General features: G+C 42.7%; 12 protein-coding genes. All 12 read right to left on the bottom strand.

The genetic code is table 11. From position 1 onward, the window contains the following. Positions 1-65 precede the first annotated feature (65 nt). Positions 66-1,322: an NAD(P)/FAD-dependent oxidoreductase gene (locus IPP77_08010; protein MBL0309606.1), complete on the bottom strand. Its 1,257-nt coding sequence runs from the start codon at positions 1,320-1,322 to the stop codon at positions 66-68. Positions 1,323-1,810: 488 nt separating this feature from the next. Next, positions 1,811-2,566, bottom strand: coding sequence for a tetratricopeptide repeat protein (locus IPP77_08005; GenBank protein ID MBL0309605.1), 756 nt, complete (start codon positions 2,564-2,566; stop codon positions 1,811-1,813). Between the two features lie 212 nt (positions 2,567-2,778). Beyond that, positions 2,779-3,687: a patatin-like phospholipase family protein gene (locus IPP77_08000; protein ID MBL0309604.1), complete on the bottom strand. Its 909-nt coding sequence runs from the start codon at positions 3,685-3,687 to the stop codon at positions 2,779-2,781. 4 nt (positions 3,688-3,691) lie between these two features. Continuing rightward, positions 3,692-5,674: an ABC transporter ATP-binding protein gene (locus IPP77_07995; GenBank protein MBL0309603.1), complete on the bottom strand. Its 1,983-nt coding sequence runs from the start codon at positions 5,672-5,674 to the stop codon at positions 3,692-3,694. A 674-nt stretch (positions 5,675-6,348) separates the two neighbouring features. Continuing rightward, positions 6,349-7,884, bottom strand: a complete 1,536-nt coding sequence (locus IPP77_07990; protein ID MBL0309602.1) for a T9SS type A sorting domain-containing protein — start codon at positions 7,882-7,884, stop codon at positions 6,349-6,351. Positions 7,885-8,240: 356 nt separating this feature from the next. After that, on the bottom strand, positions 8,241-9,707 hold the full coding sequence (locus IPP77_07985) for a T9SS type A sorting domain-containing protein (protein MBL0309601.1): 1,467 nt from the start codon (positions 9,705-9,707) through the stop codon (positions 8,241-8,243). Between the two features lie 50 nt (positions 9,708-9,757). Then, positions 9,758-10,333 (bottom strand): T9SS type A sorting domain-containing protein, encoded by a 576-nt coding sequence (locus tag IPP77_07980; GenBank protein ID MBL0309600.1) that lies wholly within the window; start codon positions 10,331-10,333, stop codon positions 9,758-9,760. Positions 10,334-10,469: 136 nt separating this feature from the next. Continuing rightward, positions 10,470-13,424 (bottom strand): hypothetical protein, encoded by a 2,955-nt coding sequence (locus IPP77_07975; protein ID MBL0309599.1) that lies wholly within the window; start codon positions 13,422-13,424, stop codon positions 10,470-10,472. 24 nt (positions 13,425-13,448) lie between these two features. Further along, positions 13,449-17,561, bottom strand: a complete 4,113-nt coding sequence (locus IPP77_07970) for a PQQ-like beta-propeller repeat protein (protein MBL0309598.1) — start codon at positions 17,559-17,561, stop codon at positions 13,449-13,451. A gap of 400 nt (positions 17,562-17,961) precedes the next feature. After that, entirely contained in the window at positions 17,962-18,258 is a 297-nt protein-coding gene (locus IPP77_07965) for a hypothetical protein (protein MBL0309597.1), read from the bottom strand. Then, positions 18,239-19,465 carry an NAD(P)/FAD-dependent oxidoreductase gene (locus IPP77_07960; protein ID MBL0309596.1) on the bottom strand — a complete coding sequence of 409 codons (1,227 nt, stop codon included), beginning with the start codon at positions 19,463-19,465 and terminating at the stop codon, positions 18,239-18,241. The genes IPP77_07965 and IPP77_07960 overlap by 20 nt, the downstream gene beginning before the upstream one ends. An 18-nt stretch (positions 19,466-19,483) precedes the next feature. Beyond that, positions 19,484-20,026: a hypoxanthine phosphoribosyltransferase gene (gene hpt / locus IPP77_07955; GenBank protein MBL0309595.1), complete on the bottom strand. Its 543-nt coding sequence runs from the start codon at positions 20,024-20,026 to the stop codon at positions 19,484-19,486. Positions 20,027-20,068 lie beyond the last annotated feature (42 nt).

The following is a 20,068-nucleotide window of genomic DNA, read 5'->3' as shown; positions in this document are numbered from 1 at the left end:
TATTTTCCTGCTTGCCTTGAGCCGGTTAGCCCATAACCGGTTGAGGCGGTCGAAGTAATTGAAAATTATTTTTTCTGCTCTTGAGTCAGTATGAGACCAAGTGATGTATTCTTGGTAATGTATGTCCATGCCCAATTTATGAATATAATGAGTTTGTTTCTTACGCTGAGTATCAGCATTAAATGTAGAAACATCCAAATGAGCCAGGCAAAGTATCCTTTGAATTGAAAGAATGGAAGATCAACAATAGCTTTGTTTCTACCAACAGTTGCCATGGAACCCAGATCGTGATACTCAAAGTCCATTGGCTTTTTGTTTTGCGCTATCAAATTCAAATTTGTTGCGAGTAACTTTGCTTGGTTAATGGCGACATTGGCAACCTGTGGATGCCCTTTGGGATACTTGGGGGTTTCCATAAGAGCAATGTCGCCTATCGCAAAAACATTTTCACATTCAATCACTTTGCTTGTTCTGTCCACTTTAAGCCGGTTTCCTGCGGTGACTATATTATTTGAAAATCCCTCTATTTTATTGCCTATAACACCGGCAGTCCATATTACAGTCTTAGTTTTTATTTTTTCGCCGGTACTAAGGGTTAAAATGTTCCCGTCATAATCCTTGACAATTGTTTCGGTATATACAGTTACGCCCATCTGTTGAAGATATTGTTTTGAAACTACTTTGGCTGTGTCGCTCATATTGTTCAAAGTATCTTTGCTTCCTTCAATCAATAGGATATTAAATTTTGAAAAATCTATGCCTCGATAATCCGTAGGCAAAACATCCTTTTTAATTTCTGCAAAGGCACCGGCCAATTCAACTCCGGTGGGTCCGGCACCAACAATCACCAGATTGAAAAGACTTTCCTTTTCTGCTTCATTAGCCGAAATAATATTTTCAAAGGTGAGCAGGATGTGGTTGCGAATAGTAATCGCATCGTAAGTTGATTTGAGCGTTAAGGAGTGGTTGCCAATATTGAGGTTGCCGAAAAAATTGGTTTTACACCCAATAGCAATAACTAAATAATCATACCCAAACTTACCAATCGTGGTGATAATTTTGTTATTGGTTTGGTCAACGCCCAATACTTCTGCTAGACGAATCTGAACATTCGTTTTGTTCTTAAAGATATTTCTTAGAGGAAAGGAGATGCTCGAAGGTTCGATTTGAGAAGTAGCCACCTGATAAAATAGCGGCTGAAACTGATGGTGATTTATTTTGTCAATCAGAAGAACATCAAATAGCTTTTCATTCAATTTTCTAATGAACTGTATTCCTGCGAATCCACCACCTACAACGATTACTTTTTTCTTGTGCGACATATCAGGGAGACTTAATATTTACGTGACTACAATAGCTAATTCGACTCTTTCTATATAATAGCTGACCTTTTTTGATTCGGACAGATGGTGTAGGTGGATGCTCCATCTTTTTCGCTGCGCCCATTATATTTATCAGGTTGGGCTCCTAGGCTTCAGGTCACCGGGTACAAGTTAGCCTCGGCAACTCCTCCACATTGGCACTGAATCCATATATGCGGTGTGCTATTTTATAGCAAGAATCTCAAAGTTAGTGATTCTTTCTTTAACCGCCGATTCTCCGCTGCAAGTGTCTGATTTTATTTTGATTGAATTGATTTGGGCTATAGCTTATTAACTTCTTTGGGGTGTATGCTGTACCTACGTTATTTGAGACAATAGCCTTCAGCTATAAATGGGAGCAATTGATTGTTTCGTCCTTTCCATTAAGGTTTTTGAGGTTTCCATAATAGTTCTTAGAGAGAATATAATGCGTTTTTGACAAAGGGGTTTTACTTACTAATTTTTTCTTTCACCTCTTTGTATTGCTCTTGCGCGTCTTGGTCAGTGCTGTCGAGTTGAAGGCATTTGTAAAATTCCCGCTCGGCTTGTTTTGTTTTTTGTTGGTCAGCGTAAAGTAGACCTAGGTTGTAATGTGCACGGGCATCATCTGGGTTTAGTGAAATTGCTTTAAGATACATTTTTTCGGCCTCAGCTTTTTTATTTTGTTGGTCATAGAGGTTACCGAGATGGATGTAGGTATAGGCTTCATCTGGGTTCAGTTTAATAGCTTCGTCAAAAGCATTTTGTGCTTCGGAAAATTTTCTCTTACCTGCTAAAAACCGTCCATAGCTGTTGAGTGTATAAAAGCGATTTTGTTTTTCTTCATCACTTTTCTGCAAATGGAGTAAATACTGGTAATCTATTTCGTCCATATCCTCAGGTGGGGCTTTTCCCCAATCTTCATTTTCGTTAATGCGATTGACGGTCGCATTCATTCGTTTTACTTCAATATCCAATCGTTTTGATTCGGATAGCTCATACGCTTTCGCATAGGCGGCTTCGGCATTTGTGTAATGTTCCTCTTTAAAAAAATCATCACCAAGTGATTCATATTGATTGATAACCTTGCGTGATTGGTAACGGTCATATTGGTCTTGTATAGATGGCAGGAGAAAAGCAAAAACAACAACTGCTGCGCTGCTTAAACCTGTTAAGAAAGGGGCTACTGTGCGTATGAGGTAAAGGCGGATTCGATTTGTTTGCATTCGTTTAGAATTTTGTATGTACAAAGGTTAAGGAGTGTAGGTGATTCCAGTATCAAAATGCAAGTAGTCTTTAGAATATACGGGGCCTAAACCGAAGCAAGTATTTGATGAACAGAGAAATTCAGATATGTAATATGTTGGTTCACCGAATGCTTACATTGTGCAATGAATATAACTATCAAAACTATAGTTAAACAGAAAATTAATTACCTCTATTCTGTTGGTTTGAGGTAGTGGCTTTTTGGTTTTTGGTTTTTAAAAAGTTCATATCCTTCTTTCCACCATTGCTTCATTTGGCTGGCATCAAAGATATACGCCTGCTCGGTTAATATACGATGCGTATAATAAAAATGAATTTCGATGGCGAGATTGGTGGATTCAAGTTTTGCAATGAGCAAATCATCGGTTGCAATTTGGCTTAGCATAAAATCGAAGGTTTGAGTAACCACATCGAAAACATTGTGAAGCTGCACATTCCTATAAATTATGTTTTCGGGATTTAATACAATGACATCTATAACTGATGCACCCTTGTTTAATGCTTGTTGCACCGGGATAAGATTTCCAAAGCCGCCGTCGCCATAATCGGATCCGTTTTTGGTTAGTAAACTCATGAAAGGGATAAAGTTAGCAGAGGCCCATATCCAATCGCAAAAATCAGTATAGTTGTAATCGAGCGAAGATTTGTATTCGGTGGTTCGGGTAGTGAGGTTGGCTACTGTAACTATTACTTCTTTTTGTAAAACTCTTAATTGCTTAAAATTTTCAGATGTAAATGATTTTTTAATCAGTGTTCGCAGGTTTTCACTATTGCCGAAGGTTTTTTGTTTTCTAAAGAACTGTCTGATAATGCCCCAGTGGTTAATGCGAGTGTGAATAATTCCGTTTTTTACATGAAATACAAAAGGAGATGTCGTAAAAATATCTTCGTGTTTAATAGTGGAATATATTTTTTTGATGCGCTCAATATCCCCCAATGCTAAAAACGGAGCTAATAAACTTCCTGTCGAGGTGCCTACAAAAAGTGCGTAGTCTTTTTTACAGTCTTTAATGAGATACTCAGCAACACCCCCTGCAAAAGCGCCTTTGCTGCCACCACCTGAAATAACTAGAGCATTCATTGATTTATGTTTCTGAATCTTCGTCTTGGATTTCTTCCTCTATTATTTCATCTTCTATTACGCCGTCATCTTCTACTGCATTTGCGAAGTCGGCAAACCATCCGGCATTGGCAATAAGGTCTGCAGGTTTTCCTTCTTCTAAGATATTGCCATCATCTAGAACAATAACGTGGTCAGCATCTTTTACCATCGAGAAACGGTGGGCTATTACAATAACTGTGTTTTGTTTTCTGATTTCATCTACGGTGTGTTTGACTTCTGCTTCGGTTTTATAGTCTAGGTTGGCGGTCACTTCGTCTAAGATAAGAATTTTCGATTTTGCAATAAGCACTCTGGCAATTTGAATTCTTTGGCGCTCACCTACCGATAAACCAAAGCCGCTATCGCCGACCAAAGTATTTAAGCCATCGGGTAGTCGTTGCAACGTGCTTTGCATACCTGCAGCAAGGGCAGCTTGCATAACTTCATCATCGGTAGCATCGGGGCGTTTGTAGCGAATGTTGTAAGCGAGTGTGCCGCGAAATATAGAGCCATCAGCATTTACCATTCCTATTTGGGCACGCACGGAAGATGCATCGGCTTGTGAAAGCTTTTGTCCGTCAATGAGAATTTCACCGCTGTTTGGTTCAAATAACTTTAGAAGTAAATCGACAGTGGTTGTTTTTCCTGCGCCTGAGGTTCCTACAATAGCGGTTAAGTTGCCGGTATGAATAGTGAATGAAAGTCCTTTCAGAATTTCTCGTTCAGGCGTATAGCCAAAATGAACCTTGTCGAATTCGATTTTTCCATCGGTGATTTTTAAAGTAGCGCCTTGTTTTTCTTCAACATTGTTGTCGAGTAATTTAAAAGCACGTGCAATCGAAACAATGTTGCGTTGCATTTCCGTCCAAAGTTCTGTGAGGTTATCAATAGGGTCGTAAAGCATATCGAGATAAGCAACAAACATGACAACATCACCTGGGGTTAACTTGTGTTGTAGTGTGAGATACCCACCATATCCCAAGACCAGCGCTTTTGCAACGTGAGTGAGTATGCCTTCAAGAAAGGTGTACTTGTTGTTGCGGTTGGTTCGCTGAATGTATTCGGCGTATGCCTGATTAGTGAGCGATTGAAAATTATTTACTTCGCGAGTCTCTGCTCCTGAAAGTTTTACCGTTTTGATTCCGCTTACGGCATCTTGCATACGCGCGTAAACTTCTTCCCACTTTTCGTAATATACAGAAAGTCCTTCGTCTATTCCTTTTACGGAGCGCAGGGCGATGATTACATAGAGAGGAATTACAGAAACGGCCAACCAGCTTAGGGTAATATTTTGCCAGAACATGATGGCAAGGATGCCAACCAAACTTATGAGTTCTGGTAAGATGGTTTGCGAAAAACCGTTGACGATGGAAGCGACTTCTTCTGTCTGATCAATTTGTTTTGAAATAGCGGTGCTGGAACGCTTGGTAAAAAAGTTAAGGGGTAAGCGCAATACATGGTAAAAAGTATTTTGAATAAAGCTTTGCTCGGCGCGACATGCAAATTTTACATTGATGTATTCGCCCCAAAGCCAAACGATATAATAGACTAAGTTTATGAGAAATAGAAGTGCTACTGCCCAAAGTAAAGTTTTGAGTGCTTGTTGTGGTGTGCGGCTTGCTACGTGGGTAGCAGTATGCGGTTCCTTTGCCTTATGCTTGTGTTTGGAATGACTTGTTTGTTTTGTTGCTTTGGGAGAATCTTCTTTACTTTGAAAAAGTGAAGTAAGCGGGTCTTCTTCATCAACGGCTACTCCTAATTCATTACGCACATCATCTTTTGCCTGTTTTACAAACAAACCTGCGATGTCGTTAACGGCTTCGCGGTAAATTAACGGTTCAATGAGTGTAACACCGGTACTTAGTAAGCCAAGAAATACTACAGAAAAAAATGTTTTTTTCTGCGGAGCAATCAGGCGATAAATGTTTTTCCAAACGTCTTGTTTTATGTTTTTTTCAATGAGCATTTGGCTTTACTTAGAGATATTAAAGGCAACTAACATAGTAATTCCGAACAGTAAGAATAAACCAATAAGAAACGTATAGTCGGCGATATTTTCAAAAGATTCGCTTTTTTTAGTGTTACTGCGTAACGAAAGAAATGACAATATACTACTTGCCATAAAGAAGACAATGGCAATTGTAATTACATCGTCAATGATTGTAATTGATTGTAATTTTTGTACCCTAATATAGGTTAACACCAAAAAGCAAAGACCTAGGAGGTTAGATGAGGTATTGAGGATGTGTGGTGATTTGTTGCTTTCTGACATGATACTCTAATTTGTTTTCAAGTTTATCGGTGACTTATTCATGATGGCAAATTGATTCGTTCGTAGTTCAAATCTATATTGTTTGACAACAATAGAGATGGCTAAATAATCAGTATTTCCCTGATGTGTAACGCCAATTTGTTACTATAAAATCGGATAGCAGGGACTACCCTGAATGAAGCAAGGATAAATTATTTTGAAAACCATTTTGCTTATATTGCCTTTGTAGTAACCTAATACAAAAAAGGTAGTAAAGAGAGAAACAAAGTTTAAAGACAATTTAGTTTATGCTGATAATCTAACCTCCAAAAAGGATCTTAACGAGATCGTTAGCTCAAACCCTATATTTGAACCTATGGTGTGCCGTATTACCGCAACAACATTTTCAAATGTATGCTGCTCTTATCTCGCATCAAGGCTTCTACTTGGTAAATTCCAGCCGGGTAGCCGGAAGCATTTGCTTCATTATTGCCTAGGAGTTGAATCGCCATTTCTTTTCCCAATAGATCAAACACGCGGATAGATTCAACCTCCTTATCAGATGCAATACGGAACCGACCCGTTGTGGGGTTGGGATATAAGCGGGCCGATGTGTTTTCATCCACCTCCTCTAAGCCCATTACTGTTGTGTTTCGCAAACGGTAAACCGATTGTATACGTCGGCTGTTAATCGAATCCCACTCCCCGCACACGAAGGCCACTTTGCCATCTGCCTGCTCCAAAATCTCTGTAGCCACAGATACTTCAGGGCCTTTGAAATAGCCGCCGGTGCCGAAGCTGTTGTCATATCCACCATTAGCATTGAACCGTACCACGGCTAACTTGTCATAATCATCACCTATTACAGCCACCACCGCAATGCGGTTATCAGCCAGCACCACCGCGCTTTTGCTTCTTGATAATTCACCGTTCACCCGCACTTTGCAGGCTGCAGTATCAAATGAATTATCAAAGGTCAAATCAGCATTGTAACGGATCATTAGCAAATTCTTTGGATCATAGCCTTGGTCGCCCGCCAAAATGATCTTCCCGTTGCTCTGGTAACCTATTGCCGAGATACGGGTGCCGCGGTAATCCCCGCTCAGTTCATTGGTGATACCATCATCGCTATAAGTACTATCAGGAATTCCATCAGCGGTAAAGCGCCGGATATAATAAAACATATTTCCTCCATTAGAGCCTGTTCCCACCACAATCAGCTTCTGGTTTGGATCCAGCAGCATACCGGCCACAGAGGTGAAATTGAAACTTACATTATACTGGAAAACACCGGTGTGGCTAAAGCTACTGTCCAACTGGCCGCTGGCCGTAAAGCGAGCTATAAAGGCATCGCTATAATCGGAAGCTGCCACTAATATTTTATGATCCGGCTGGATCAATAGTTGTGAGGCACTGGCATATTGCGCCACATCTACCCGCTGGGTAATGCCATTGGTCCCAAACGTACTGTCCAGATCGCCATTCGGCAAATATCGGATCAGTACGGTGGACAAGGGATTGCGATCCTGGTTAATTTTGAACGCATTTGCATATATCAATATCTTGTTGTCCGATTGAATACGCACCACTGCGCCCTCGCTCCCTACAGAATCTACACGGGTATGCACGATACCGTTATAACCGAAGGAACTATCCAACGTACCGTTCGTGTTATATCGGGTGACCACCGTGAAATAATTATTAAGACCAATAAATTCGGCATAACCGCAGGCTATCAACTTGCCATCTGTCTGGCGAGCGACGGAACTTCCCCGGTTGTGCAAACTGCCGCTGTCTGATAGCAACTGGAAACCAGTTCCATTAAATGTTGGATCCAAAGTGCCGTCTTGGGCGAAGCCGGGAGCCGTAAAGGCCAGACAGGCTAAAAAAAGTAGGTAAAAGTGGATAGGTAAATTTGTTTTCATAATGGGGATGTTTATTCAAAAATAATAAAATCAGAAAATACCACACTAGGCATCGCCTATGTGTGGTAGGGGGCTCACTTTACCGAGGGAGGTCATGGAATAGACTTGGTCTCTATGCGCCAATAAGTCAGCAGAGGTTATAGTGGATGTAGAAGGCGGGCCTGCCAAAAGGAGAGGCAGACTACTCGATTATAGCTAGTGGTTATTCCAATTTGAAGTTGGCTAATTCCTTCCCTCGAAGTGTCTCTTTTTTTCAATAGATATAAACGTAAAAAGGACGCTGCTTTTAGCTAGTTTACTCGTTCATACGCGCAGAGTCCGAAACGAGACTCTTCGGGGGGGAAAGTAAAGATTACTCATTTCATGATATTAAATCGCCCTTTTTCTTTCACAATATTATTTCCAATCACCCTAACGATGTATAGCCCACTACTAAACCCGGATGTATTAATTTCAACTCTTCCTTTTTCTGTCGTGGTTTGTTGTGTAGTAATTATTCTGCCATAAATATCCAGAATTTCAACTAAGCCGTTGTTTTCAAACCCGGCATACTCCACCATCACAAAATCCTTCGCCGGATTCGGGTAAACCTTCATTTCCTCCCTAATCGGGTTAACCACTTCATCTATCCCTACCAAACAATTCTCCACCTCGCACCCATTACTATCCAACCTCAATATCCAGCCAAACTGCCCGCTATCACCTACTGCTTCACCACAAGCTATAAACCCGCCATCCGGCAATAAGTCTATATCATACAAAAAATTATCTGCGGAAGAGGTTGTAAATCCTTCATAAGTACGCTCCCATAGTACTTCACCTGATGAAGACAATTTTACAACCCATCCGCTTTGTACGCCTGAACCCGGCAAGGATGCATACCTCCTGTTACCGCAAGCTATAAAACTACTATCCTCTAACTCCTCAATATCGAAAAGCCCTGTGGCAAGAGATCTGCTCCCACCCCCTTCATACGTCCACTGTTTGTTAAAGTTGTTATCCATTTTCACTACAGTTCCTATTGTATAGATGGAATTAGCAAATTGTTCTGCTTTTTTCTGCGCCGAATAAATAAACCCTCCGTCTTTGGTTTGGAGCAAGCCATACGCACCGTAGGTGCTGTCGTTAGGGTCAAGCCATTGCCGCACTATCGTACCGCCCGTGTCCACCTCCAACAGCCATGTATAGCTCAGTTCACGCGTTAGATTAAAGTTCCGACGATAACTACCTATCATCATGTTGCCATTATGTAACTTGATGAAACTGGTGGTGGATTCTGCAACAGGATTTAATCCATAATATTTCTCCCACAATCTGTTGCCTACGCTGTCTATCTTCATCAGCATTACATTAGAACGTAACGTTGTGCTGTCTGTTCTGACACCAGCGATAAAAAAAACATGGGTATCATACTCCAGAACAAATTCTCCCTGAAAAGCATAAGAAAAAGGAGTTTGATATTCCAGTATTTGAATTGTATCTAATGAAGAATGATACCTTCCAAGAATTGCTCTGGGAAGGGAGTCGTACGAATAGCCTGCAAATGCATACTCCCCTCGTGTTGTTTTGACAATGCTGTTTTGGAAAGAACCATAAATTTTTATTTCGTCGTCGGTGGTTGATTTGTATTGAATAAATGTGCCTACAGAATCAATTTTGGCAACAAAGATTCGACCCCAATGAGATGGATTATATGACGAAGTAACACCGACAATTTTATAATCCGTATTCTCCCTGATAATGCTACTAAAAAGCATGGAGGGCCTATCCTCCTGATAGGTTCTGTTTAAAAAAAATTGCGCATTGGCTGAAATAGTTAACACAGTTAAAGCCCATAAGATTATAGGCTTTGACCTGGTTAGTGGAACAGAAATCATTTCACAATATTAAACTTGCCTTTATCTTTCATTGTTCTATCGACCATCACGCTAACTAAGTATATACCGCTGTTAAACCCCGACGTATTTATTTCAACCTTTTCGTTTTCAGCTTTTGTGTGGATCACGCTTAGTAATCGTCCATAGACATCCATGACCTGAACTGTTCCACCTTCTTCAAATCCTTCATACTCAACAATTACAAATTCCTTAGCAGGATTCGGATATATCTTTAACACAGGTAATGTTTTGAATTTTTTTCCTGGCTCCACAGATTTTCTGACTTCATCCGGTTCACTCCCTCGCTTACCAGACCATCCCGGTGCATTTTCTGGTAAATAGGGAGGAGTAAAATAAGTGCTATCGTAAAAAAAGTTCAGCAGGTTGCGGGCATACATCGAACCTCTTAAATGCTCATTTTCCATCGCGCGTTCGTTTAATGTTTCTATATGAGCAGACGCCAATTTCATAACCGATGAGTCTTCTTCTATCAGGTCAATATAAGACGTTAATGCGTCTCGATAGTTGCCATAGTTAAGACTGTCGTTTAAAGAAGTCAAGTTTGTTTGCATGCTGTCTAAGAGTTGAACTATTGTGTCTAATCTTCCTTCATGCAAATAAGTTTTTACCTTTTCATACCTGGACCACTCACCGCCCAAACTGTCTAACCAGTTCCGGTAGATGCTCAAATCCAATCCGGTAGTATCATCAAGTATTAGATTCAGAACGCGGAATGCTGTTTGGTCTTTTGCTTGGGAGTGGTATGAAATGGTATCCAGCAAATAGGAGCGTAAAGTTGAGCTGTCCATCCGCATACGAATCGTATCCACCATCCATTCGGGCATCGCGCCTTCGGGATTCAATTCGTAGTATTTGTAAATAGTGAGCAATAATGCTGTCGTCCACCGATTCGGCATTATCCCTCAACACCTCGTAAACTCCAGCTTCGGAAAGCAATAACATTCTTTGAACACTGACCTCCAGCGCCTGCCGGCTCAGGTTAGGCGCAATGCCATCAAGATAAGTTTTAAGCGTAGGTCCGTTTGTGGCATTTTCAATTTCATCTAATACATACGGGGTATCTCCATCATCAATCAGCCCGATATATTGCTGTAGGTAATCGTGAAGTGACCATTTATGAGTTACAAAAGCATCTCTGAAGTCATCAATAGTAATGCAATAAGGACAGAATGGGGATTGGCTTAGACAGATGTTGGGGTTTTGGGGAAGAACTACTTGTTGCGTACGAAATTTGGGTATAGCCGTACGATAAGTTGGATAAAGTAAATTATTAGGAATCGCTTGATTAAAATGATAATACGTTACATCTACCGCTAATGTATCATTATAAAAATGTCGGAACGAATTACAATTGGGCGAACAATCGGAAAACTCATTATTAGCCGGGAAAGAGTGATTACCCTGCTTTTGGTTTATTCCTCCACCTGCAGCTATTGGCCTATTGACCACACAAAAATCATAGCCGGGAATATTTGAAGCGTTGATGTTACAGAGATATATTAACCCAGTTTCTTCATCTTCATTCTTGTTTTGATTCACCCCATTTGCCAAATTACCTATAAAAAGACCACTGAATGTATTATCGTTTATCAGGTTATTGTTGTCTCCGGTGCTGGCCGCACGAATTCCTATCGGTGGGTAAGGAGATGCGGTGGCTTTGTTAAATGTATTCCCTTCCACCTCGAAGCCCGTACACTGGTGCAATACAATTCCTTCATTGGTCCCTGCAATACCCCCGGGAGGATAATTTGTTATTTGCGCCAGGTTACCGATGGCAAAGCTGTTATCAATAAACCGGCAGGCATTTACCCCTTCGTTTCGTATGCCCCGGATGCAGCTTTCAAATTCAGCATGAATTACTTCGGTCTTGTAAGGAGAAGTTAAGGAACTGATGTAAATCCCTTCCTTAAAATTTTTGAATTCGCTTCGCTGTGAGCCAAAGTCCAGCACCTTAAAGCCAGCATCAATCGCCCGGATGCCCACGCCTAATACTTTGTCTTGCATGGAATCGCTCTGCGTATTCTGGTTCTCAAAGGTACAACCCTTAAACGTTATTCCATTGACTCCCCACATCGTTACATGAGCGGAAAACGGATAGACAGGCGTGTGCGCGGCATCCGTTTCAAATCGGCAATTATAGAAATGACTTTTATTGGCAGCATCATTGGTATTTCTATACCACATAAACTCGGCGCTTCGCCGGTTGTTCTTAAAGGTGGTATTAACAGCCCTCACAATGCCGCCGGTTCCCCCGATATTATGATCACCGCTCACCCACCCCACCGCCGGATTCCACACCCGCAAAGCTTCGTAGGCGTTTTCTATCGTCGCGCCGAACAAATAAACAAACCCCTGATTGCTCATGGCTGTTGCGTTATTGGTGGTGCTCAGGTTTTGCGCATGAGATGCCATGTCACCTTTAACAATAATTCCATCCCATGTTTCGCCACAACCGCTGGTTATTTTTCCACTATCCACCATCAATTTTCCTCCCGGTTCAACAATAATGCTGGTTCCAGGCGCCATCAATATAGTAGCTCTGTTATTGATGATCAATGCCGCATCGCTTTGAATCCTTATCGTCGTGGCCACCATTCGAGTATGGCTCCATGTTGTATTTTCTTCAATGAGTAACTCACGCCGCTGGGCTTCCGGCACCGGTGGAAGCGCCGTTTCCCAAATTCCTCTTCCCCACGTAGAAACACGAATTTTGTTTTCGCACTGCACAATTTCCATATCGGTGATTACTACGTTTGGGAGATTTTCATGGAAACAAACCCATCTGCCATTAGGGCCGCTGTCGTTTTCGAAATTTTTATCCCACGCATACACCCCAATATCAGTGGCTGCATATAAAATGTCGTCGGTGCCATCCTGGTAAACAATTTTGGTTACAGGGAAAGGAGGCAGACCAGCGCTGCAATCAGTCCAATGTTCACCGCCATCATCGGAACGGAAAATGCGTTGATCGCCAGAATTAGCCAATGGATCATCAGGGTGCCAGCCTTTCATACCTCCAAAGCCCACCCAAACGTGTAAAGGATTATCTGGATCTGCCGTAACGCACATGGGTAGATGATAACGATACTTTGCCCAATACTGCCCTTGCGTAAAGTTACTTATAGCAGAATCATTCCCGTATGTCTTAAGGGTTCCTATCGAACTCCATTTCCATGTATTATTATCGGAAATGTCCTGCCAATGGCGATAGATTAAGGACGTATTACTGATAACGTATTGTATATCGTCCTTTAAATTTTTTCCTACCCACATAGCAGTAATTCCTCCCTTTTCTACATCACCTGGCAGCCCGGCCTCCCTAAAATCATAGGTACCTGCTTGCCCTTGATTGGCATTTAGCTTTGCCCAGGTATCGTTGGATTCATTATAAACCTGAATGTCATTCGTTCCGCATAATAACTTATTTGTCCATGGGTGATAAAACATTTGTTTAATGAAGATTTGGCGCGTATAATTAGTTGCATCTGGTTGATTCGGATTTCGTTGCGGAGGAAAACCAGTTAAAACATCATTTGTAGAATACAAAAAAGATTCTCCATCACCACCGCCTAATTGGGTCCATCCGTTATCACCATCTTCGCGGTCAATCGCTGTTTCATAACTATCATAAACCGGAGGCACGTTAACCCAATTGCCGGAACCATCTCAACATAATGTTGCGTTATCTACGTTCCCAGCTAAAACTCTGCTTTTAATTGCCTCCGAACTGCTGAATCCAAAAGTGAGGTTAGTGGCAAAACCACTTTTGTTATAATTTTGTATTACACTTCCACCATTAGATAATTTGCTTATTCCGCCGTCATTACCTACATATAGTTCATTCCCATATTCATCAATTAATTCCAGGCTTCTGATGTCAATATGGGAAGAAGCTGTCAAGTTAAATGAAAGCGAAGACAATTGCGAACTATCGGTTTTATAAACCCAATCTTGAGACCCAGCTAAGTATATTCTATTGTGGTTATATTCCGGAACCTGCACTTTTACATCTGTACGTAAAGCAATTGCAGGTTTGGACCAGATTACCGGATGACTTAAATTGTCCAAATCATACTTAACTAAGGTAACAACATGGTTCATATCCTTAACAGCTATATAGGCTATTTCATGTCCTGAGGTAGGATTTCCCGTTGTATGGTCTTTTACAATATCATAAAAATATGTAGCGGATGAAAGCGATCTGAGGGTAATATTATCAATTATGAGAGGTGTGGTTGATCCTGGCAGATATGCATCAATGCCTATAAATCTGTAAAATGTATTGGTTGGGTTAGTAAAAGAAAAACCATACTTGGCTAAAAGCCGATTACTAGACACAACATCAAAAGCAATTTCATGCGGGAAGTAGCTGGTATTATAAATTTGACCTGTATCTTGGCAAAGTCGGATTCGGAGTTGCACATTGGCAGGAATTGCTGCATCAAAAGAGATTGACCAGTAGCTATTGGGTTGCATCGAGCCACCGGGAAACTCGCTTACTAAAGTAGCAGTACTATCCTGAGACGTTGATACAACTCGTGCAGCCATATTATTTACTGAGATTGGAACACTAACCACTTTCCAATTAACTCCATTGCCAACATTATTCCATGTCCCCCAATTGGTATCAGGATATGTACCAAAGGTAGTATTGAAATCAGTTCCTTTGAAAACATGATTTGATATATCAACCCAAGAACCAGATTTCCCTCCTTCTGTTGAACGCAATAATTTCGTTATGGGGCCGGTTGCAGTAGCAAGCGCTTTTGAAGAATCTGTTTTTGAAAAAGTAATTTGGCCTATTTTAGCGAAAGGGAAAAAATCGGTATAAACCGTTTCATAATTAGACTGGCCTGCAAGTTTTCTAAAAATATACCTTCCTGCGCTTACATAAAAATCTTGGGAGCCTGGTTTAAAAACGGCTGAGCTAACTATCGGCAACCAATTTGAGTCCATTGCATAGTAATGGTTTCTAAAACCTTCATCTATTGACCATTCATGAGAAGTCTTATCCCTAATGGCTACACCTAATCCATATCCGTGGGTCCATTGATGATGATCATCATTACTTTGCGATGCAGAACCAAGCCCCACTCTTATATCTCCCTGATTACCGGAAGTAGGATTAACGGCTAAAGCCGAAATAGCGGTGGAAGGTATTCCACCGTTGTCCGTCATGCATGTCCATGTATTACCGTTCAATTCCCAAACACCACCAGTAGTGCCTACGATTAAGTGGCTACTATCACCAGGCTCAATCCAAATCTGATTAACCCGCCCTCTATGCTCCGCGTCATCAGACGGCCCCATCGATTGCCAATTTGAAGGAAAAGCCGACGAAGTATCACAATAATTTCCCGGGTTTGATCCGTAAGCGATCAGAGCAGCAGCAGCAGCATCTAGCCTTCCGTTTTGAGGATTATGCCTAGGCTCCCAAAACCATTTCCATTTTAAATAATTATTCTCAGGGCCGTCTTCCTCAGGTTCTTCCACAGGATTGGCTTCCATGTATGCCTCCATTTGGCTTTTTACCGAAAAGAAAGTTGGTGGTGCATTAGTGGAACTGTCATTGCCGTATTGTACTCCATTCATTACTATGAACATTATGCTTTCGCTATTACAGCCGGTGATTTCATTATCTGTCCGGATATAAATGGTTTTGTTCCCGCCGGAGTTTACGTCAATCGCAAGGGTGGCTGGCGATGTTTCAGTTGTTGAACTACTGTAGTCGCTTATTAAACTCCATTCGATTTTATCACCGCCACTACCGGCCTCAACTGTGTCAAATGAAAAGATTGCAACTGTGTCTTCAAGAGAAGTTAGTAACTCCGATGTAGTTGGTTGGTCAGGGACAGCATTCACCCTCCCCGTCGTCCAAACAATCCCACTCACACAACCAGTTATACTATCCCTGCTCCTCATCCAGAGCGTATCCATAGCACCAGATTCCACCAAGAGATTAATGCTGCCATTGCTTTCAATGATTTCGGTGGTGTCGAACAAACTACTCAATGCCCATTCAATTTGATGGCCTCCGCTACCGGCTAGGATGCTGTCAAACACAAACAGCACGGTAGTGTCGCTGCAAGAGGTTTGTGGGGTGGGCGGAGTGGGGGTGGATGGGATTGGGGATAGTCTGAAATTAGTGGCGTATTCGGCACCCGTAGTGGCGGGGTTAGAAGAGGTGATTCGTAATCTGTAGCTGCTGCCTGCCGGAATGGTATCAGGAATGGTGGCTGTGATGGTTCCGGAGGTAGTAGCATTAAGCGTGCCTACCGGAACCGGTTGGCTGAAATTCCCTGCTGTATCAGATAACTCCACGGTAAATACATTGGTGGTGTCGAATATAGTTCCTGTCCGGTATGCTACGTCAAATGCTCCGGTGCCGCACACCATGTTTTTACCTTCGGCCACCTTGGTGATCAGAAGCGGTGGAGTGGCTTTGAAGTAATATACGTCATTAGAACCCGACGAGGTACGACTGATGCCGCCAAAGTTCACGGTACCACTGAAAACACCGGTGACATATAAGTCACCCTCCTGATCACAGGCTATTTCCATAGCATAATCGGAGGCGGTGCTCCCATAAGTTTTTACCCAGAGTGGCTTGCCGGAATAGTCCAGCGCCGCCAGAAGTATATCCGCGCCCCCTGCGGTGGTGGCCGTAAAGGGACCGATATAGGTAGTGGCACCAAGAGCCCCTGCAAAATAAATGGTGGAATCATGTATGGCTACGCTGGGTCCGATATAACCGGCAGCGGATCCCATAGGTCGGGTCCACTGTATATCTCCATCGGAATTATACATGACTACGGCTTCACAGCGATAGGGTATCGTGTCGGTTCCGAAAATAGCTCCCCCGCTGACCAGCACCGTATAAAGTGCATTTCCGGATGGATCCATCACTACCTGTATGCCATTTTCATTGGCCGCGCCGGATACTCCGGCGGTACGCAGCCAAACGAAACTTCCATTAGAGGCATCTACTTTTGCGATAAAAGCGTCGTATCCTCCCTTACTGACAGCAGATAAAGTTCCAAAGGTGCCGGTGTTCTGAACGCGTCCGCAGACATAGAAATTACCGTTCACCACATTAGAAATTCCATACCCAAAGTCGTCACCGGTGCTACCAAATTTTTTTGCCCACTGAATGGTGCCGCTGTTATTGAATTTGGCGATGAAGCCATCATTGCTGCCGCCCGATACCAGAGATATTCCGTCGAAAGAAACGGTTCCGGCAAAGCTGCCTGTGATGTAGATGTTGCCATCGCGGTCTAAGCTCAGCCGGTATCCGTAATCACCACTCGATCCACCTATCTTTTTTCCCCAGGTGCAGGTACCGGTTGAGCTTAATTTGGCCAGCAAGAGGTCCTGACCGGAGGTGGCCTGTGAGGTGCAAAGAGAATTGGTTCCTGACCGGTTGCCTACGATATAGATATTATTGAGGCTGTCCAGCCTTAAACCCATCACGTTATCGTTTTGAGTGATGATATATTTTGAAGAGATACAGGCACCGACAGTATCTAATCTGACAAAGGACACATCATAACTGTTAGACCCTCCCGTTATGGTACAACTACCGTTGAAATTGACGCTCGTGCCGCTAATGATTTGCTGCGCAGCATAGGTGCGCTTGCTACTATCCACCGCAATGTTAAAACCTATCTCCGTGCCGGAACCACCGACGCGAATGGCCCATTTTACATCTTGAGCGCTGAGAAATGTTTTTCCGAAAAGGATGAGGAGTAGGCATACAAGGAACGGGAGAGATTTTTTCATGGGATTAGGTTTGTGTGAGTTTATTGATAAAAGAATCTATACTTTATTCAACGCCAATGCTAACTCTTCAGCCTTCACACCCTATGTTCTTCCTCCAAGGAAGAATCTAAATCACCAGTTACATCTCATTCTTGCTGCCGGGTATCTTTCCATAATTGATTGGTCAAAGCTATACAATCTGTTAATAATTGCCAAGCCTTTTTCCAATTACTTTACGTGTTATACCAAATAGTATATACAAATACATATTTCTAGTATATTTATACAAGCTAAAGCATGAAAGAAAACAATAAACTGCTTTAACAATTCAGACATTATCATAAATCCCACTTTGGAATAAAAACTGGACGCTTTTCTGCGAATTAACAATTTTATAGCCTGTTTTCAAAAAAATCCAGACTCATTCTGTCACAGAATGAGGCAAGTTTGTGACAGAATGAGGGAAGTCCGCGACAGAATGAGGTAAGTCTGTGACAGAATGAGGTAAGTCCGTGAGGGAATGAGGACAAGTCGCCACGAAATTAGGGAAGTTCGCCGCAGAATGAGGTAAGTCCGCCGCAGAAATAGGGAAGTCCGCCACGGAAATAGGTAAGTCTGTGACAGAAATACCTAAACTCGTGACGAAAACAGGGAAGAATGTTTCGGTAAAATGGTAGAGCGCTCCGGGAAGGAATGACTTAGATGGCGTTCCCCGCAACCCAGCCGGTAGTCCAGGCTGCCTGAAAATTGAAGCCTCCCGTGATGGCATCCATGTCTAATACTTCGCCGGCAAAATATAGTCCGGGGATAATTTTGCTCTGCATGGTTTTAAAGTCCACTTCATCTAGACTGACTCCACCGGCTGTTACAAACTCATCTTTGAAGGTGGATTTGCCGAGCACGTGGAAGCGGGAGGCGGCAAGCGCTGTGGCGAGGCCCTCAATCTGTTTGTTGGAGAGGTCGGCGTAGTTGGTGGACGTTTGGCAGATAGTGCTTGAGAGCCGCTCCCAGAGCCTTTTGGGTAGTGGGAGAAGAGGGTTGATCGAAACGACCTTTTTTGGGTGTGATTGTTTGAACTGCTTGATGGTTTCGCGCAGCTCGTTGATAGAAGGTTCGCCGGTCCAGTTTATTTCTATTTCAAATTGGTGTTTGGAGTCTGATAAGATCCGCGCACCCCAGGCAGACAAACGCAGGATGGCCGGGCCGCTCATTCCCCAGTGGGTGATGAGCAAAGGGCCGGTGGAAGATAATTTTGAATAGGGTGCTTTATGAGTCGCAGGTGGAACGACGGAGACCGTAGCGTGGGGCACAGATAGACCTTCCAGACCTTTGATGCGCTGGTCGTTTATGTTAAAGGTGAAGAGCGAGGGAACCGGTGGCACGATGGTATGGCCGAGACCGGACAAGAGGCTCCACATAGATGAACCGGAACCGGTGGTGATAATGACCGCATCGGCGATGATGGGTGTATTTTTGTTGGTGACTAAATGAAACTTTGCATCGTCGGGCTTGATAGTTTCTACTCCGGTTTGCATCTTGATCGCTACTCCGAGGCGTTTGGCTTCTTGGAGGAAACAATCTATGATGGTTTGTGATGAATCGGTGGCCGGAAACATTCTTCCATCTGCTTCGCGTTTCAGTTTCACGCCTTTGGCTTCAAACCAATCAACGGTGTGCGAAGGATTGAACCGGGTGAAAGGTCCGAGCAATTGCTTCTCTCCTCTGGGATAATTTTTGATTAACTCTTTGGCATCAAAGCAGGCATGAGTGACGTTGCACCGCCCGCCGCCGCTGATTTTTACTTTAGATAGAAGTGTGGAAGATTTTTCAAGAATGGTGACTTGTGCATCAGGATTGTTTTCGGCACTTGCTAGGGCGGCAAAAAACCCTGCTGCTCCGCCTCCTATGACGACGATTTGTCTCATAACCGGAACCGGTAATAATCACTCAATGACTACCTGATAAATGTCGCGTAGGTTTCTTCCCAGCCCATCATAGTCTAATCCGTAGCCTACGATGAATTCGTTGGGAATTTCCATGCCTACGTAATCAATGTTGACGCTGGCTTTCAGATCAAAGGGTTTGATGAGCAGCGAAGCGACTTTGAGCGAAGCGGGATTTTGTGCCAGAAGCGTAGGGACAATGTGGGCGAGGGTGTGGCCGGTATCTACAATATCTTCTATGATAATTACGTGGCGACCTTCCAGGTTTTTATTAAGCCCGATGAGGGTAGAGGCATCGCTATTGGACTGCATGCCTTTATAGGAAGCTACTTTGATAAAGGAAAGTTCGCAGTCTAATCTCAGTTCGCGCAACAGGTCTGCCGCAAACATAAAAGAGCCGTTGAGGACGGGAATCAATACCGGTCTTTTGCCGATATAATCGTCGTTGATCTGAGAAGCAATATTTCGAATAGCAGCGAATATTTCGCTTTCACTCTTGTATAGCCTGAAAGTTTTATCGCCCAGCTTGACTAGCTTCTCCATATATATTTGGTGCCAAAGATGAAAAATAAGAGAATATAGAAA

The organism is Bacteroidota bacterium (assembly GCA_016722375.1).
Taxonomy (GTDB): Bacteria; Bacteroidota; Bacteroidia; order Chitinophagales; family LD1; genus Bog-950.
This window is presented reverse-complemented; position numbering and strand designations above follow the sequence as displayed.

Bases quoted from the DNA above. Each gene is read 5' to 3' on its own strand.
- IPP77_08010 (MBL0309606.1), bottom strand. From the start codon at position 1,322: ATGTCGCACAAGAAAAAAGTAATCGTTGTAGGTGGTGGATTCGCAGGA.
- IPP77_08005 (MBL0309605.1), bottom strand. From the start codon at position 2,566: ATGCAAACAAATCGAATCCGCCTTTACCTCATACGCACAGTAGCCCCT.
- IPP77_08000 (MBL0309604.1), bottom strand. From the start codon at position 3,687: ATGAATGCTCTAGTTATTTCAGGTGGTGGCAGCAAAGGCGCTTTTGCA.
- IPP77_07995 (MBL0309603.1), bottom strand. From the start codon at position 5,674: ATGCTCATTGAAAAAAACATAAAACAAGACGTTTGGAAAAACATTTAT.
- IPP77_07990 (MBL0309602.1), bottom strand. From the start codon at position 7,884: ATGAAAACAAATTTACCTATCCACTTTTACCTACTTTTTTTAGCCTGT.
- IPP77_07980 (MBL0309600.1), bottom strand. From the start codon at position 10,333: ATGCAAACAAACTTGACTTCTTTAAACGACAGTCTTAACTATGGCAAC.
- IPP77_07970 (MBL0309598.1), bottom strand. From the start codon at position 17,561: ATGAAAAAATCTCTCCCGTTCCTTGTATGCCTACTCCTCATCCTTTTC.
- IPP77_07960 (MBL0309596.1), bottom strand. From the start codon at position 19,465: ATGAGACAAATCGTCGTCATAGGAGGCGGAGCAGCAGGGTTTTTTGCC.
- hpt (MBL0309595.1), bottom strand. From the start codon at position 20,026: ATGGAGAAGCTAGTCAAGCTGGGCGATAAAACTTTCAGGCTATACAAG.